This is a genomic window from Sphingobacterium athyrii (assembly GCF_003071065.1).
Taxonomy (GTDB): domain Bacteria; phylum Bacteroidota; class Bacteroidia; order Sphingobacteriales; family Sphingobacteriaceae; genus Sphingobacterium; species Sphingobacterium athyrii.
The window spans coordinates 431,083-447,876 of record NZ_QCXX01000002.1 but is presented as its reverse complement, the minus strand read 5'-3'; the positions used below and the strand labels follow the sequence as shown (position 1 = coordinate 447,876).

Sequence of the window (16,794 nt, the reverse complement as noted above, 5' to 3'; positions counted from 1 at the left end):
TTATCAATTTGTCCAATATTTCTTCAGCGCCTCTTTCAGACGAGGATCATAGCCATAGATATCAGGGTAAGAAACTATTTTACCATCATCATCAAGCCAGGTGGTATAATAAGTAAGGTATACAGGCATCTGACGTTTCAGCGTTACCCAACGGGATTTGGAAATGGAGTCAGAGGTAATTTCTTTTGCGATCTTTTCGGCTTGCTTCTCATTATTGACCAGATAGCTGGCTAAGTCTACAGGTTTTTCAACACGCACACAGCCGTGACTCACGGCACGGTTAGTCTGCCCGAACATTTGTTTGGCAGGTGTATCATGAAGATAGATCGAATAGGCATTTTCAAACAGAAACTTCACATTCCCCAAAGAATTGTCCGAACCAGGGTTTTGCTTAAACCGGAATTTCTCCACCGAATCCGCATTCCAATTGACCGTACTTGGATCAACTTGTTTTCCTTTATAATAAGCCACCATATTACGCGAAGCCAAATAATTCGGATTGTTCCGCACGCTCGCTAACAATTCCTTTTTCACAATGCTGCTGGGGATATTCCAAACAGGATTGACCTGCATTGCATCCAGAATACCCTGCATGACCGGCGTTTCATGGTTTTCACCTTTGCGCGTATAGGCAGGGTTATCAGTTTCTCCAACACATACATTCATCAATTGACTGGTTTTACCATCTTCCATGATGCGCAATCGCTGTTCTGGGATATTGACAAAAATATACTTTTCTGGAAAAGCCTCCCTCATCCAGCGTAGTTTCTCCAAGACCATCAACACTTTAGCCCTTTGCTCATTATTCAGATTACCATTTTCCAACAAATCCTGAAATTGAATATAATATTGGTTTTTCGGTTGTATCTCTGCCATCAGGGGGCCCATCTTGACACTGTCCAACAAGTGAACAACCGCTGTATAATTCATGCGCTTCTGAGGCACAAAATATCTTCCATATAGACGTTTTGGATTGACCACACCATATTTCATGCTGCTGACATAAGCCACAAGACCATCTGTTCCCAAAAGGTCCAGCTTGGCTAAAAGAGGGTAAGATTCCGCGACATCCTTTGGTTTCAGTTTCCGGAGGGAAAATAAGGTTTCTTTAATCTCCGCAGTATGGTAGTAACTGCTACGTATCCCATGTTCTTCACTTCGTTCAAAATAACTCAATAGGGTATCAATGCTTCCATCAAATAGATGTTCAGCGATTAAAGTCATTCCTGCCGTAGAATCAGATAATTTCTTCATCCAGCTCGGATTATGCAGGTTGGCTTTCTGTTTACTATATACTTCCTGAAACACCTTTACATAAGCTGTTGTATCAAATTCCTTATAAGATTTTTGTTCAAAACCTTTTGCCAGCACATCACCATAAGTGGGCGGATTCTCTTTGCAAGAAAAAAATACAATTGAAACGAAGGAAATAAAAACTAAAAAACGTGACATACTAAAAATAATGAAAAAGAAATGGCTTCGCAATAATGAAGCCATTTTCTGGGACAAAGATAAATAATTCTTATTGGCAAACGAATCTTCCCTGTCATCGAATAACTACAGGAATGAATTACTGGTATTTTTGGAGGAAATCTTCAAGGAGTTCCACCATTGCCGTGTTGCCTAAAAATGCAGCTGTCCGTTGGTGCAGCGTCTTGGGTTCGATATCCAAAATACGTTGATACCCATTCGTCGCCTTTCCTCCTGCTTGTTCTACGATAAACGCTATTGGGTTACATTCGTACATCAATCGTAATTTTCCATTCGGGTGTGCTGAAGTCGTCGGGTAAAGAAAGATCCCCCCTTTCAATAAATTGCGATGAATGTCAGCAACCATAGATCCAATATAACGCGACGCATAAGGACGCTGGGTAGCCGCGTCTTCCATTTGACAGTATTTGATATATTGCTTGACACCGTTGGGAAATTTAGAGTAATTTCCCTCATTGATCGAATAAATATGCCCCGCCTCTGGAATCTTCATATCGGGGTGAGACAGGCAGAATTCCCCTATGGAAGGGTCTAAGGTAAAACCATTCACACCTTTGCCTGTGGTATATACCAACATGGTTGAGCTTCCATAAATGACATAACCTGCGGCTACTTGCTTGGTACCGTGTTGCAGGATATCGTTACTATTGCAGGACACGCCAGTATCGGAAAGCCTACGATAAATGGAAAAAATCGTACCTACGGAAACATTGACGTCAATATTACTCGAGCCATCCAAGGGATCTATACAAACAATGTACTTCGCATTTTTAGAAACTCCAGATTGCATGTACACTGGATTTTCATGTTCCTCAGAAGCTACGACGCAGCATTCGCCACCGCTTTGAAGCGCTTTAATAAATTGCTCATCAGCATACACATCCAGTTTCTTTTGTCCTTCACCCTGAATATTGGTTTGCCCGGCATCTCCTAAAATATCGACCAATCCTGCCTTATTAACTTCTCTGTTAACAATCTTTGCCGCAATTCCGATATCACGTAAAAGCCTGGACAGCTCACCTTTTGCATAAGGAAAATCGGCTTGTTTTTCAATAATAAATTGACCTAATGTTGTTATACCACTCATAATAGTGTTTTATTGGATATTTGTTGCACAAAGCTAAAAAAGTAAAATAGATTTTAGCAAGACACTCCCCTCAATCAGCTAAACTTTAGCAGACAAAATACGCAATCGATTGCGTATATCTTTGAAAACTTTCTTTTGCTAAAACGATTACCAACTACAAAAAGATAACAAAGTGTCAGAAGAAGTAGATATCTTCTAAATTTTGAGAAATAAAAAAAAACAAAAAATGATAAGTATTTGGTAATTTTGGCAAAATATATTAATACAATGCAACAACTCATACAGCTCGTTGAAAAGGAAAAGCTAAGTAGTCAGCCCGTTACGCAACATACCTTGATCATTGATGATAAGCAAGTCATTCATGGTGCGCTTTTTTTCGTTAAAACAGCACGTAAGACGTTTAAAATAATGGTTCCCGCTCCTTTTTATGAGGCATTACTCGACAATCAATTAACAATCCAGCGCTTAATGAAACATCCCGAAGCCATGCTACTTTCCTAAATAAAAAACTACCTGACTAAGAAGCACATCCTATTCGCTCCTCAGAGGATGAATTTAACTTGTCTAATATATCCCATAACCTGTGTACAACAGGGATAATTCGTGTAAAACAAATCGCTCCTTTTATTTGTTTATTTTATGTGACACATCACGGCAATTATTTACCCAATACACTAATTTTCTTATTAGCACGACGGATACGCCAGATTGAAATATTACAAAAAAACAGTGTAAAAGTATAACATTCGCCCAGCGATAACCCTTAAATTTATTTTACAATAAAATGCTATGCGATACCAATATAGACTTTCAGGAATGTCCTGTAACGGATGTAGAACCACTATTGAAAATGCGATTAATCAGCTTCCCGAAATTCAGGCTAAAGTTTCACTAGATCCACCGTTGTTGACGATAGAATCTCAGAAAGAAATACCGATCGAGCAACTACGGGAAATCCTATCCAGATTAGGTAACTACCAAATCACCGAACCGGGTCAGCCAACACCTTCCTTAATCGAGACTGACTCATCAAAGCTGTCCTCTTCGGGCAAATACTACTGCCCGATGCACTGCGAAGGGGAGAAAACCTATGATCAACCCGGGCGTTGTCCGGTTTGCAGCATGTACCTCATACCTGTCGAACAGGCACAAAGCAAACACGAGCACAGTCATGGAAATCATTCGGATCATTTCGGACCATCTGCTGCAAACAAAACAACGGCGCCTGAACGGCAGCGACATACCACGGCAGAGGATCATAATCGTCACCCCAATCATGGGTCTTCCACACAGGAGCACGATCATCATGGGCATATGCATCAGCACAATGAACAGTCCGTTGCCGGAGTGTCCAAGCAGCATCATGCAGGTTCTGCAGGAAAATACTATTGCCCGATGCACTGTGAAGGCGACAAACTTTATGATCAACCAGGCAACTGTCCAGTTTGTGGAATGAACCTGGAGAAAGTTCCCGAATTATACAAAACAACACAATATACCTGTCCTATGCATCCCGAAATTGTCCGGGATCAGCCAGGAAATTGCCCCATCTGCGGTATGGATCTTGTTCCGATCGCGGGCGGGAGCGATGATGATGAAGACAGAATATATAAAGATCTCCGCATGAAATTGTGGCTGTCTATTTTGTTTACGGTTCCAATATTTATTCTCTCTATGGGAGAAATGCTTCCCGGCAATCCCATCGGCAAAGTCATTCCACCAAATTGGTCGGGCTGGATACAATTATTTCTGTCCCTGCCTGTTGTCTTCTACACCTGTTGGTCATTTTTCAAGCGTGGGTGGGTTTCTTTCAAAACCTGGCGTCTGAATATGTTCAGCCTGATTGCCCTTGGCGCGGGTGCAGCATTTGTATATAGCCTTGTCGGTCTATTCTTTCCCCAGATTTTTCCGGCTGACCTAAAAAATCATCACGGTTATATTGCTCTATATTTTGAGTCCGTTACTGTCATCCTAACATTAGTTCTCCTCGGTCAGGTGATGGAAGCCAAAGCGCATTCCAAAACCAATTCAGCGATCAAGGAACTCATTAAACTCAGTCCCTCCGATGCTACTCGGGTCGAAAATGGGGTTGACGTAAAAATTGGAGTCGATCAGATTAAGATCGGTGACACCCTGAAAGTAAAACCCGGAGATAAGATTCCCGTCGACGGTCAGATTACCAGCGGGAGCACAAATATTGATGAATCCATGCTGACGGGTGAGCCCCTGCCTGTCGAAAAACAGGAAGGTGACAAGGTCAGCTCTGGTACAATCAATGGCGAACGGAGTTTTCTGATGAAAGCGGAACGCATTGGTTCGGACACCCTATTGGCTCAGATCATTCAGATGGTCAATGATGCTAGCCGAAGTAAAGCGCCAATTCAACGCCTTACCGATAAAGTATCTGAAATATTTGTTCCGATCGTAATTGTAATAGCTCTGTTGACATTCTTTGTCTGGTGGATCTGGGGACCTGCGCCGTCACTAGCTTATGGATTTGCCAATGCATTGGCTGTTCTTATTGTTGCCTGCCCGTGTGCCCTTGGCCTGGCAACGCCGATGTCCGTTATGGTCGGTGTCGGCAAGGGAGCCAAAAATGGTATACTGATCAAGGATGCGAGTGCCTTGGAAAAAATGAACCGGGTTGATGTTGTATTAACGGATAAAACAGGAACAATAACCGAAGGCAAACCTACAGTTGATGACATTCAACCCAGCCCTATAAGCACTATCAGTGAAATATTATCTTTAGCTGCCTCCCTCAACAGCAACAGTACCCATCCACTCGGACAGGCTATTATTGAAAAGGCCAAAAAGGAAAGCAATAAAATAGAGCAACAAGTCACCAACTTCGAAAACGTTTCTGGACAAGGTGTCAGGGGAGATATAAACGGCCAATTGATTGCTCTCGGCAATCAGCTGTTAATGGAATCCATGCAGGTGACCATTCCGGACGGGATACGCAAGGCTGTCGAATCAGCCCAATCTCATGGCAAAACCGTCTCCTACCTATCGAAAGGAAATAATTTACTCGGCTATTTTAGTATCTCCGATCAGATCAAGGCCTCTTCCAAACAAGCTATAAACTACCTGCTTCAGCATGATGTAGATGTCATTATGCTTACAGGTGACAATGCACATACGGCAAAATCCGTCGCAGAGCAAGTCGGGATTAGGCATTTCAAAGCAAATGCATTACCAAAAGATAAATTGCAGGAAATACACCGTTTACAGGAACAAGGACATGTTGTCGCGATGGCTGGTGATGGTATTAACGACGCTCCTGCCCTTGCGCAAGCCGATATCGGTATCGCCATGGGAACAGGAACAGATGTAGCAATTGAAAGTGCATCGCTGACCTTGCTTCAGGGCGACCTAATAGGCATTGCCAAAGCCAAAATACTGAGCCGGAAGCTACTCCGAAATATTAAAGAAAATCTAGGGTTTGCTTTTATCTACAATATTCTAGGCATCCCGTTAGCGGCAGGGATTCTATATCCGAGCTTCGGTATCCTCTTATCCCCCATGATAGCAGCAGCAGCAATGAGCTTTAGTTCCGTTTCAGTTATTTTAAATTCTTTACGTTTAAACCGCGCAAGAATTGGAATAGATAATAAGTAAATAAAAAGAAAAGCGCTTGATAGCACCGAAAAATAGATAATTACCTATATTCGCCATTCCTAATGACATATATTTATCATCATTATGCGCAACATACTTTTAATACTTTTGTCGGTCATCGTGACGCTGGTTTGTGTCAAAAATTCACAAACTGTCAATATTGATCTCTTTGTGGAGGGCAAGATAACATTATGGAAACTCCTGCTGACTTTTTTTGTGATGGGTACTATTTTCGCTTTTTTGTTAAAGGGCGGTAAAAAGAAACAACAGCAGGAACATACAGCAAAATCTGATGAATCGGAAGAGGATTATGAAGAGCCAAAATCCAAATTATCCGATGAAGATCGCGAATTTCTGTCCTAGCAATAAAAAATAAACTACTAAAAATGAAGGTTTAAACACATTAAACCCATTTTAATCGCAGAAATAGTTGCGTAGAATAGAGATTAACCCTATCTTTGCATCACTTCAAACAAGGAACAATAGTTCTAAAAGAAGTATGATTCCGTAGCTCAGCTGGTAGAGCAATACACTTTTAATGTATGGGTCCTGGGTTCGAATCCCAGCGGGATCACAGAGGAAAAGCTAATCGTAAGATTAGCTTTTTTTGTTTAAAGGGATTAGGATTCGAAAGAAGGGCGGGCCGGGTTCGATCCGTCGGAGGCTCAGGGATGTGTACGGGAACTGTGGGGCTGAGCCAATCCCAGCGGGATCACAGCTTTATACGCAAAAATATCCCAGAGTACCCAAGCTTTTGGGATTCTGACAAATCACTCTCCAAATCTCTAGGGGTCTTTGGATATCCATTTGTTATGTTACTGGATAGAGAAAGAAAGTTGCTCTATCAAGGCGCACTAGACAGTAAAGCATTGAGCGACATCTTATTAAATCTACAATAACAAAAATCGAAGAAGTTTAAACTGAAATATGAGAATTGCAATATTTGGGGCCCACAAAGTTGGCAAAACAACATTGGCAGAAGAGCTTCTGGAAAATCTTTCGAGATATACGCTTGAACAAGAACCATATTATCAACTGGAACTTTCAGGCTATGAATTTTTAGAAACTCCCACTCCGGAGGATTTCTTTGAACAATTTAACTGTTCTGCCAAACTGATTTTAGAAAGCGGAGACGATGTAATCTTTGACCGATGTGTCATTGACATCTTAGCTTATCTTCATGTTCTTGATCCAGATAGAAATATTCAACAGCTCTATCAGACCGTTCAGGAACTTATTTCAGAAATTGATCTTTTTGTGTTTGTTCCTATTGAAGAGCCAGATCTAATACCGAGCCATCAGATAGAGTTGTCAAAAATTAGAAAACAGGTTGATCATGTAATCCGTAACTGGATTGCCGATTTTGGAATATCAGTGATTGAAGTAAGTGGCACCTTACCCAATCGAAGAGATCAGGTAATTGCTAGAATCTCACCATAGCATACGAACTATTGCTGATCAGCGATTTCAATTTTTGCGTGTCTGTTATAAAAGTTTAAGTGTAGTTCTTTAAGACAGAAGCAAAATAATTAAGTAAACGAAAGAGAGATTAAAAACCCCTGATTTCATGGATATTAAATCCGCTTAGGTTGCCGTATCTTTGATATATTAGACAAAACATAAACAGATGCGCACCTCTTTCACTCTCCTTTTGACATTAATATGTGCTTTCACTTATGCACAAACTAAGCCTATAATCAACAATTTGTCATACCCCGATTTAATTCCGGTCTTGGTAAACGATAGTCTATATGGTTACTGTGACAGTCTTCTGGACATAAAACTGCCTCCTGTTTACGAAAGCGCAGAACTATTTGAAGAAGATTTTAATTTCCAGATCTTCCATGTCAACAAACCGGAAATTATAAAATATGGATCAGCTGAATATGCGTGGGTCCAACGTAATGGTGAGCGGTACCGCATCAACAAACATGGCGATCCAGTTTACAAGTACGATGCCGCAGATTTTAAAACTGGAGAAACACTCATTCAGCTTTTTAAAAATTCTACATCACATACGATAAATAAAGTGGACGATACTACCCTATTTCAACAAATAAAGAACAATCAAACGGGTCAAATCGCATTCCCTGATGATCAGTCCATGGCTGACTTTAAAGAAAAAAATAAAATGTTTATCGACGAAGGGATTCGATTGATTTATTATCCTAAATTCACAGAAATACCATGCACCTATTTTTCCAACGAACAAACGCTACTCCAGGGCATAAAAAATAAGGAAACAGGTGAAATTCTGATCAAAGCAAAGTATGCTTCCATCGAAGAATACTATAATAATCCCTTACGGGTACATCAATATCCGTTGTTTGTTGCTTATCGTGGGGATCTCAATAAATACATATATGTGGGACTCAACGGAACTGAATATGTACTGTATTCAGCTCAAATAGAAACCCATTAGATTTATTTCCTGAGCGAAAAACCTATCTGTACATGTTGCCCGCCTTCCATCGCCTGATGCGCGCCATGTTTGACGACATTTTCAACAAAAGGAATAAACAAAAAAGGTGGTACCTGCAGTTGCTCCATCTGTTCCTCAATGCACAGGCTGCTTGTGGGATCTGCTTCCGCTTTTTTGCTCGGCAAGAAATGAATGCCCATTGCCAGGATCAATAAACAATGTCGAATCCAACGATATTTTTTATCGACAACAGTACAGCATTTATTTTGTTAACTTTAGCCATTATTGATGGAAATCAACCAGTCAACACGGACGACATTCAGAGAAATTAAGATGGAAAAGCTGCTATCCGAAATGAACAGATACTTCCCGCTCAGCGAGCAGACGATGGCAGCGTTGAGAAAGATCTGTCAACCTAAAAGCTTTAAGAAAAATGAGCTGATCTTACGCGCTGGCGATTATGCAAAATATTATTACTTCGTAAACACCGGGCTATTAGGCTATTATAAATTAGACACAGCAGGTAATATTATTTACAAATTATTTTTTGAAGAAAACAGCTTTTGTGCATCTACAGCAGCTATCATTGAAGAAAAACCAAGTAATTTCAATATTGTTGCCCTTGAAGATGTGCTGTTGATGCAATATTCAGCAAGGCTTTTCCGTGAACTGGTGATACAACACCATGATTTAGCACTCTTCCAAATCGCCTATCTCGAAAAAAACTGGGTAGTAAAAAAAGAGCCGCTTGAAATCAATCTGAAATGGGAATCTGCTAAAGAACGTTACCTTGAGCTCTATAGCAATCAATCTCTCTTTAAACGCCTCAAACAACACCATATCGCTTCATACCTAGGTGTGACCCCTACCCAGCTAAGTCGTATTCGTAAAGAATTAAAACAATAATTCCATCAACATTTGTACATGTTTTTAAACAATATCCTTGAGAATTTTGCAGTATAACAATAAATTCTTAAGCAATGAAAATAGGAATCACCTTTCTTTTATTGGCACTCTACTTCTCCGTTAGTGCCCAACACAACATCCATAGGAAAGTCTACAGTGCCAAAATGCATAAAAATGTAGATGTGATCATCGTAACACCTGATATCCAAAAAGGTGTACGTTATAAAACCGTGTATATCTTACATGGTTACAGTGGTAATCCCACGAGAACAATTGAACAGGATATCCCTAATTTATCTCAAAAAGCAATTGAATTCCAAACGATTTATATTATCCCGGACGGAAATTATAACTCATGGTATGTAGATAGTCCCTTGGATGCACAACTGCAGTACAGTACCTTTATCGGAGATGAGCTGATCCGTTATATCGATCTGAACTTTCCCACACAGAAAAATAGAAATGCAAGAGGCTTACTCGGTTGGAGCATGGGGGGATATGGTGCATTGCATATCGGTGTTGCTTATCCCAAGGTCTTTTCCATCATCGGTAGCTCCTGTGGCGCCATTGATTTTAACCGCTTTGGCAAAGGATACCAAGGTTACCAAGTGGACAAAGTACTCGGCGAGTTAAAAGACCTATCCCCAAGTTTCCGAATCTATAACAACGTGGATAAAATGATCCATAATGAGCAGCGATATATACTGGATTGTGGCACTGAAGATGTCCAAATGCTGGAAATGAACCGCTCCTTGCATCAACAGCTAACGGACAAAAATATAGAGCATCTGTACATAGAGTCTCCCGGGGGACACGATACCGCTTATTGGAATAAATCGCTAGTCAATCAATTGGTCCTTTTTCAAAATTATTTTGGCCATGAAAGATTATAAATCTATTCTTTACGTCGCCGCGGGGGCCTGCAGCTACGGTTTGCTCGCTACACTGGTCAAATATGCCAATAAGCTGGGGATTCATACAGGCGTATTGACTTTTTTGCAATTCTTGATAGGATTCCTGTTTTTGCTGGGATTCAATTATTTTTCAAAATCAAAAATACAGGAACAAGCAAGCCTTCCCGTAAAATTAAAACTAACTGCCTGGGGAATGTCCCTCGGATTGACATCAACGCTGTACTACCTCGCCATACAATATATCCCTGTATCTGTGGGAATTATCCTACTCATGCAATCCATTTGGATCAGCTTAATAGTTGAAGCGCTGATCAAAAAACAAATGCCTTCAAAAGCAAAAATAATAGGTGTTGTCACCGTCTTATTGGGAACCGCTCTGTCAACCGATATCTTCTCAGAAACAAAGGCTTTGGACACAAGAGGCCTATTACTCGGTTTTGGGGCCGGCATCAGTTATGCCGTTGCCATTTTTTCGTCCAGCAATATCGCCAATCAGCTACCAAGTCCTGTCCGAAGCCTGTTTTTGGTACTCGGCGGGCTCCTCCTGATCATTATTTTCTGGAATATACAAATTGTTCAACAGATGACGCTGAAAGCCTTACCTTGGGGACTGATCATTGCCTTGTTTGGCACTGTTCTTCCACCCCTATTCTTTACCCGGGGTATTCCCAGGACCGGTATCGCTTTGGGAAATATCATTTCCAGCCTGGAGATTCCCATATCTACCATCTCCGCAGTCTTATTACTGCACGAAACTGTCTCAGGGATTCAGTGGACCGGCATAGTGCTCATCCTACTTGCGGTCACCGTTATCAATCTCCGAAAATAATTAAAGGATGCTCCATGTTGTTTTTCAAGATAAGCACATGGAGCATCTTTTTCAGCTCCCGTCGCGCAATGATTTATTAAATTTATAATACTCCCACAAAATCAAACTGCAGACCGGCACCGATGTGGCCAGTAGATGCAAGAACCCAAATAAAGTTGGACTTCCATCTTCCGTGATAAATAGATAAGTAAACAGTAGGATCACCCCAAAAGGCAACAAAGTAAAGGATAGAAACACACAAACGCGATTGCTTCTAAAGCGTGAATTGTTATTCAAAAAGATCCCCAATGTAAGCAGGCAAATGCACAGAACACTAAATGATAACAGCAATTCAGTAAACAAAGGCATATAGCAACGGGCCCGTTTTGCAGATTCATTATTAGCCTGAAGTATCGCCGTCAAGATAAAGGTCGTCAAGACACTGAAACCTGTAATTCTTAAGAAGATATAAGCCAATTGTTTTTTCATACTACGTTCATAACCATTTTATGCATGATCTTGTTCTTTGTCCTTTAGAACAACAAATCGGTACAAAAGATAAACTTTTCCTAAAGGTGCAAACTAATCCAAAAATTAAAAAGCAACAACAAACATTCGCAGATATAGAACTCATATTTAACTATTTGCACACAAGATATGTCCTATTCGAACACTTAATACAAATTTTTTATTTTTTTACTAAGATTTCCTCTTCATGCTACGTATCTATCTAAAATTATAAACCATGAGACTAACGGAGGATATCAAGCAACTGATTGTAAAATGCATGCACGACGATTTATCGCCTGTCGAAAAAGATGCTTTGACCTCCTGGCTAGCGGAATCTCCGGCACATCGCAATTATCTTGATGATCTATTGCAAAAAGAAGAACTGATGGTGGATTTGAAGCAATGGATTCTGGTTCAGGAATCTGATACAACAGATTGGACTGAACGTCTCAAAACAAAAACCCTAGCATCAATCCATGCACAGGAGAGCCCCAATCGTGTCCGTAGGATCAGGCGAATTATACCTTTTGCTGCAGTCTTATGTAGTTTTGTTCTCGCTGGTTTGATCTATCAATTTGTTTGGAAACCTTCAGCGCCCAATACCAATAGAATCGTCTTACACGATGTCGAATTACCGAATAACCATGCTGAAATACGACTCTCCAATGGCAAAGTAATCCAACTGGACAATGGAAAAGGCGCATTGGTTACATCTGGCGAACTGAAATATGCCGATGGCACCCTGATTCAATCGACGGATCCAAATACAGATCTGGTCGCCACTGTCAATACACCCGCAGGCAACATGCTCCAAATTACCCTGGCAGATGGATCACAGGTTACGCTCAATGCTAAGACATCATTCAGATACCCATTGCAATTCCCTAAAGACCAACGCCTTGTTGAAGTGAATGGGGAAGCTTATTTTAAAGTCGCCAAAAATAAAAAAGTTCCCTTCCGTGTAAAATCCAATGGCCAATTGATTGAAGTAACGGGTACCGAATTTAACGTCAACACCTATTCAAAACAAAAAAGCAGTACGACACTTGTCGAAGGTTCCATCAATTTATCGGCAAATGGACAGCAAATACAGCTCAAACCCAATCAACAGGCCATCCTCTCAGAAGGACGACTTTCCCAGAAAAGCGTAGACCCGCACAATTACACTGCCTGGATTGACAATAAATTCTATTTCAATGAGACAGACCTCCATACCGCGCTTCAGACAATCGGCCAATGGTATGATCTACAGATTATTTACAAAAACACCATCAAAGAGACCTATTTATACGGGGAAATTCAACGGACAAAAAGCTTATCCGCCGTATTGGAAATTTTAAAAAGAAGTAATATCCAGTTTGAATTGATCCAGGAAAATGGCATCCGTAAGCTCCTGATATCCAACTAACCCATTATATAACCATAATTAAATTATACAGATGAAAAAGCCAACTTAACCAAACGGAACGGCGCCACTAAAAAAGCCGAATAATGCTTCCAACATTAATCGGCCAATCTATTAGCGACCCCATTTTTAACCGATTCACCCAATCAGTGTACAAACAGATTATGTCCCTAATTCAACAAATTTATGAATTTTAAATTTCTTGTCCATAGAAAACCTATTGCTATGGACATCCCCAAACAATGGAAGACCAAAATGAAGCTTAGCGCCTTTTTTACGCTTGCATGTGTTGTCAAACTCTCAGCAGCTGGATACGCACAATCGATTACCATAGACGCAAATAAAACATCGCTTATACAAGTGCTGCGAACCATCCAAAAGCAGAGCGGTGTTCCTTTTCTGTTAAACGGTAAAGAACTCGCCGAAATAAAAATCGAAGGGCATGTAAAAAATATGCCCTTAGAAAAGGCTATGTCAGTATTGTTAAAAGACAAACCCATTAGCTGGAGTTTCAAAGACAATATGCTGGTCGTCACGGCAGTGAAAACAAACAGCTCCGCTGTCATTAGTCCAACAAACTATGCCTTTATGTTGCAGACAAGAACCGTTAAGGGAAATGTCCACGACAGTCAAGGACGCGCAATCTCCGGAGCGACTATCAGCATTAAAGGAACAAACAAGGCCACCACCTCAGATATCAGTGGAAATTTCCAGATTGATGTCAATGACCGTAATGCCTCACTTGTCGTTAAAATGATCGGATTCCAGCCACAAGAAATCGCCTTAACTACGCAGATCTATCTCGACATTGCGCTCAGCCAGCAGATTGACGCGTTAGAAGAGGTGGTAATTGTCGGTTACGGAGCAACCAAAAAGAAAGAGCTGATCGGTTCAGTTTCTCAGATAGACGGCAAACAGCTTGCAAAACGTACCGTTCCCCAGCTGGCGCAGGCACTGACTGGGCAGATGCCGGGCGTGACGGTTATCCAACGTTCGGGGCAACCCGGTGCGGCCAACAATAGCATTCAGATCAGAGGTGTAGGCTCCTTTGGTGCCACCACCGATGCATTTATATTGGTAGACGGCATTCCGACCAATTCGTTCAATGATATTGACCCCAATGACGTTGCCTCCATCTCTGTCTTAAAAGATGCATCATCGGCAGCAATATATGGTGCCAGAGCGGCCAATGGTGTCATTCTCGTCACTACGAAAACTGGTTCAACAGCCGGAAAACTCGCTGTTAATTATAACGGCTATTTTGGTATTCAAAAACCAACAGCCTTTCCTGAATTTGTCAACTCCTGGGAATATGCCAGCATGCTCAATGAAACCACAACTGGGGGCGGCGGGTATACCGAAGAACAAATCCAGAAATTTAAGGACGGATCCGATCCGGACAATTACCCCAACAGCGACTACATCGGTAGCACATTTAAATCGCAGGCAAGCCAGACCGGACACAACCTAAATATTTCCAATACAACCGAAAAGATACAGTATACCGTATCTGCCGGCTACCTCAATCAGAAAGGTATTGTCATCAAAAACAATTTTGACAAGTACAACGTCCGCCTTAACCTGATTTCAAATCTGAACGATAAACTTAAATTAACAACAAGGGTCTCCGCAATACAGACCAACACCGACGAACCCGCAGCACCGGCAACACTTGACTTTTCGCGAATGACAGATATCATCTCCCAAGTCATCCGCTATCCCGCGACTTTTCCGATCCGTATGAGCAATGGCGACTGGGGAGCCGGAAATAACTTAAAAGGAACACCTGTTTCTTTTCTTGAGAGCGAATCTTTTTACAAAGAGAAAGTGTCTGATCTCTCCGGAAATGCTCGTTTCGACTGGACCCCGATATCCGATTTGACACTATCTGCAATCGGTGGCTATACGCAGACCAATGGCCGTTCCAAATTGTTTCGCGCTTCACAACGGATCAATAGCGCAATCACCCTTGCTCCTTCTACGCTGAGCCAAAGCGCCCCTTATACGACATATAAGACCTTTCAGGCATTGGCCGATTATACCAAATCATTCAATAACCATTCACTGAAAATCCTTGCAGGATATTCCTTTGAAAAAGGTTATAGTGAAGGACTCACCGCTTTTCGCCAAAACTTCCCGGGCAATGAGCTTACAGAACTAAATATTGGATCGCCAGATGGACAAACTAATTCGGGCACGGCGGAAGAATGGGCATTAGAATCGCTCTTCGGTCGTATTCAGTATAACTACGCAAAAAAATACCTCCTCGAAGGGGTTATCCGATACGATGGTTCATCTCGCTTCCCGACCAGCAAAAGATATGCTATTTTCCCTTCACTCGCGGCGGGATGGCTGATCAGTGAAGAATCGTTTATAAAAGAGAAATTTGACTGGATTACTGAATTGAAATTAAAAGGCTCTTTTGGTGTTTTAGGCAATCAAAATATTGTCGATAATCTTACCTCAAGAGTAGTTTCAAATTATCCTTACCAAAACATCTTAAATACCGGCTATAACTATCCCTTCGAGAATACCATATCGCCCGGGGTAGCACGCACCAAGATTGTAGATCCAAACTTACGCTGGGAATCCACCCGGACCACTGATGCCGGCCTCGAAATCGCATTATTTAAAAATCTATTGACCTTTAGCAGCACCTACTACAATCGTTTTACGTACGATATTTTGGTCAGTCCGGGCTCAAGTGTATCAAAGGTATTGGGTTTTGAAGTGGGTATACAAAATTCAGGTAAACTCAGAAATACAGGCTGGGAGTTTACTTTAGGTCACCAACATAAGATCAATGAGCTCTCCTATAATATCAATCTGAACTTCTCCACGGTTAAAAACAAAGTGGTCGATCTAGGAGTTGGCAATATCAACCAATCCAACGGTATGATTGGTAATGGATCTGATTTGTTTATCGGTTATCCAATACAGACTTATTACGGTTACCAGACCGACGGTTTATTTGTTGATGCGGCTGATGTAACCTCATGGGTCGATCAAAAAAGTATCAATCCAAATTCACAGCCCGGCGATATCCGGTACAAGGACATCAGTGGACCTGACGGGGTTCCCGATGGTAAGGTGGATGCAACTTATGACAAGACCGTTATCGGATCCCGTATCCCCAAATATACCTATGGAATGAACCTTGGATTTAATTATAAAGGTTTTGACTTAGGTCTTCTACTCCAAGGTGTCAGTGGCGTGCAGGGTTTATTAAATAATTATGCCGGATTTGCGCTAAATCAAAATGGTAATATCCAACGTTGGCAGGCCGATGGGCGATGGACTACCGCAAATCCAGATCGAAACGCAGTGTATCCACGATTTGAGCAATTACCGAGCACCGGAAGCCCCAATACACAATTATCAGACTATTGGTTGTTGGATGCAAGCTATATCCGTTTGAAAAATGTACAATTGGGCTATGCCATTCCCAAAAGCCTTCTTGCCAAATGGAAATTATCAGGCTTGCGCGTCTACGCGAATGCCGAAAATATATTTACAAGCAGCAGTTATAGAAAAGGCTGGGATCCAGAAATCAATTCAAGCGGCGCATACTACCCGATTATGCGCAATTTCACGTTCGGTGTAAATCTTAGTTTTTAAATCTTTCAATAA

Annotated in this window: 14 protein-coding genes and 1 tRNA gene; 11 read left to right on the top strand and 4 right to left on the bottom strand. The window is 41.3% G+C overall.

The features are described 5' to 3' along the window. Window positions 1–3 precede the first annotated feature (3 nt). Together DCO56_RS08310 and fbp are read right to left on the bottom strand one after the other, a co-directional pair. Window positions 4–1,452: a L,D-transpeptidase family protein gene (locus DCO56_RS08310; RefSeq protein WP_181390495.1), complete on the bottom strand. Its 1,449-nt coding sequence runs from the start codon at window positions 1,450–1,452 to the stop codon at window positions 4–6. Between the two features lie 118 nt (window positions 1,453–1,570). After that, window positions 1,571–2,578 (bottom strand): class 1 fructose-bisphosphatase, encoded by a 1,008-nt coding sequence (gene fbp, locus DCO56_RS08305; protein ID WP_108633279.1) that lies wholly within the window; start codon window positions 2,576–2,578, stop codon window positions 1,571–1,573. Between the two features lie 267 nt (window positions 2,579–2,845). On the opposite strand from fbp, the gene DCO56_RS08300 reads away from it, so the two are divergent. From DCO56_RS08300 to DCO56_RS08270, 6 genes are all read left to right on the top strand, one after another. Next, window positions 2,846–3,079, top strand: coding sequence for a hypothetical protein (locus DCO56_RS08300; protein WP_108633278.1), 234 nt, complete (start codon window positions 2,846–2,848; stop codon window positions 3,077–3,079). A 288-nt stretch (window positions 3,080–3,367) separates the two neighbouring features. Continuing rightward, on the top strand, window positions 3,368–6,199 hold the full coding sequence (locus DCO56_RS08295; protein ID WP_108633277.1) for a heavy metal translocating P-type ATPase: 2,832 nt from the start codon (window positions 3,368–3,370) through the stop codon (window positions 6,197–6,199). A gap of 84 nt (window positions 6,200–6,283) precedes the next feature. Further along, window positions 6,284–6,562, top strand: coding sequence for a lipopolysaccharide assembly protein LapA domain-containing protein (locus DCO56_RS08290; protein ID WP_108633276.1), 279 nt, complete (start codon window positions 6,284–6,286; stop codon window positions 6,560–6,562). 138 nt (window positions 6,563–6,700) lie between these two features. Beyond that, a tRNA-Lys gene (locus DCO56_RS08285) sits at window positions 6,701–6,773 on the top strand. A 353-nt stretch (window positions 6,774–7,126) separates the two neighbouring features. Continuing rightward, entirely contained in the window at window positions 7,127–7,639 is a 513-nt protein-coding gene (locus DCO56_RS08275) for an AAA family ATPase (RefSeq protein ID WP_108633274.1), read from the top strand. A gap of 187 nt (window positions 7,640–7,826) precedes the next feature. After that, the gene (locus DCO56_RS08270; protein WP_108633273.1) at window positions 7,827–8,621 is read left to right on the top strand and encodes a hypothetical protein; all 795 of its coding nucleotides are present in this window, start codon (window positions 7,827–7,829) and stop codon (window positions 8,619–8,621) included. A 2-nt stretch (window positions 8,622–8,623) separates the two neighbouring features. Here DCO56_RS08270 and DCO56_RS08265 read toward each other — a convergent pair whose 3' ends face one another. Then, entirely contained in the window at window positions 8,624–8,821 is a 198-nt protein-coding gene (locus DCO56_RS08265) for a hypothetical protein (protein WP_108633272.1), read from the bottom strand. Between the two features lie 88 nt (window positions 8,822–8,909). Between DCO56_RS08265 and DCO56_RS08260 the strand changes: the two genes are divergently transcribed. The 3 genes from DCO56_RS08260 (at window position 8,910) to DCO56_RS08250 (ending at window position 11,270) form a co-directional block, all read left to right on the top strand. Next, window positions 8,910–9,527 (top strand): Crp/Fnr family transcriptional regulator, encoded by a 618-nt coding sequence (locus DCO56_RS08260; protein WP_219929344.1) that lies wholly within the window; start codon window positions 8,910–8,912, stop codon window positions 9,525–9,527. Window positions 9,528–9,601: 74 nt separating this feature from the next. Beyond that, the gene (locus DCO56_RS08255) at window positions 9,602–10,420 is read left to right on the top strand and encodes an alpha/beta hydrolase (protein WP_108633271.1); all 819 of its coding nucleotides are present in this window, start codon (window positions 9,602–9,604) and stop codon (window positions 10,418–10,420) included. Continuing rightward, complete coding sequence (locus DCO56_RS08250) at window positions 10,407–11,270, top strand: DMT family transporter (RefSeq protein ID WP_108633270.1); 864 nt, start codon at window positions 10,407–10,409, stop codon at window positions 11,268–11,270. The genes DCO56_RS08255 and DCO56_RS08250 overlap by 14 nt, the downstream gene beginning before the upstream one ends. 51 nt (window positions 11,271–11,321) lie before the next feature. Here DCO56_RS08250 and DCO56_RS08245 read toward each other — a convergent pair whose 3' ends face one another. Beyond that, on the bottom strand, window positions 11,322–11,738 hold the full coding sequence (locus DCO56_RS08245; protein ID WP_108633269.1) for a hypothetical protein: 417 nt from the start codon (window positions 11,736–11,738) through the stop codon (window positions 11,322–11,324). A 256-nt stretch (window positions 11,739–11,994) separates the two neighbouring features. Between DCO56_RS08245 and DCO56_RS08235 the strand changes: the two genes are divergently transcribed. Beyond that, window positions 11,995–13,167 carry a FecR family protein gene (locus DCO56_RS08235; protein ID WP_108633267.1) on the top strand — a complete coding sequence of 391 codons (1,173 nt, stop codon included), beginning with the start codon at window positions 11,995–11,997 and terminating at the stop codon, window positions 13,165–13,167. 183 nt (window positions 13,168–13,350) lie between these two features. Next, window positions 13,351–16,782 carry a SusC/RagA family TonB-linked outer membrane protein gene (locus DCO56_RS08230; RefSeq protein ID WP_108633266.1) on the top strand — a complete coding sequence of 1,144 codons (3,432 nt, stop codon included), beginning with the start codon at window positions 13,351–13,353 and terminating at the stop codon, window positions 16,780–16,782. The last annotated feature ends 12 nt before the right edge of the window (window positions 16,783–16,794 follow it).

What these genes read in the sequence shown, in the direction of transcription:
- DCO56_RS08275 (WP_108633274.1), top strand. Translation starts at nt 7,127, where the DNA reads ATGAGAATTGCAATATTTGGGGCCCACAAAGTTGGCAAAACAACATTG.
- DCO56_RS08270 (WP_108633273.1), top strand. Translation starts at nt 7,827, where the DNA reads ATGCGCACCTCTTTCACTCTCCTTTTGACATTAATATGTGCTTTCACT.
- DCO56_RS08295 (WP_108633277.1), top strand. Translation starts at nt 3,368, where the DNA reads ATGCGATACCAATATAGACTTTCAGGAATGTCCTGTAACGGATGTAGA.
- DCO56_RS08310 (WP_181390495.1), bottom strand. Translation starts at nt 1,452, where the DNA reads ATGTCACGTTTTTTAGTTTTTATTTCCTTCGTTTCAATTGTATTTTTT.
- DCO56_RS08245 (WP_108633269.1), bottom strand. Translation starts at nt 11,738, where the DNA reads ATGAAAAAACAATTGGCTTATATCTTCTTAAGAATTACAGGTTTCAGT.
- DCO56_RS08300 (WP_108633278.1), top strand. Translation starts at nt 2,846, where the DNA reads ATGCAACAACTCATACAGCTCGTTGAAAAGGAAAAGCTAAGTAGTCAG.
- DCO56_RS08290 (WP_108633276.1), top strand. Translation starts at nt 6,284, where the DNA reads ATGCGCAACATACTTTTAATACTTTTGTCGGTCATCGTGACGCTGGTT.
- DCO56_RS08230 (WP_108633266.1), top strand. Translation starts at nt 13,351, where the DNA reads ATGAATTTTAAATTTCTTGTCCATAGAAAACCTATTGCTATGGACATC.
- DCO56_RS08265 (WP_108633272.1), bottom strand. Translation starts at nt 8,821, where the DNA reads ATGGGCATTCATTTCTTGCCGAGCAAAAAAGCGGAAGCAGATCCCACA.
- DCO56_RS08250 (WP_108633270.1), top strand. Translation starts at nt 10,407, where the DNA reads ATGAAAGATTATAAATCTATTCTTTACGTCGCCGCGGGGGCCTGCAGC.
- DCO56_RS08235 (WP_108633267.1), top strand. Translation starts at nt 11,995, where the DNA reads ATGAGACTAACGGAGGATATCAAGCAACTGATTGTAAAATGCATGCAC.
- fbp (WP_108633279.1), bottom strand. Translation starts at nt 2,578, where the DNA reads ATGAGTGGTATAACAACATTAGGTCAATTTATTATTGAAAAACAAGCC.
- DCO56_RS08255 (WP_108633271.1), top strand. Translation starts at nt 9,602, where the DNA reads ATGAAAATAGGAATCACCTTTCTTTTATTGGCACTCTACTTCTCCGTT.
- DCO56_RS08260 (WP_219929344.1), top strand. Translation starts at nt 8,910, where the DNA reads ATGGAAATCAACCAGTCAACACGGACGACATTCAGAGAAATTAAGATG.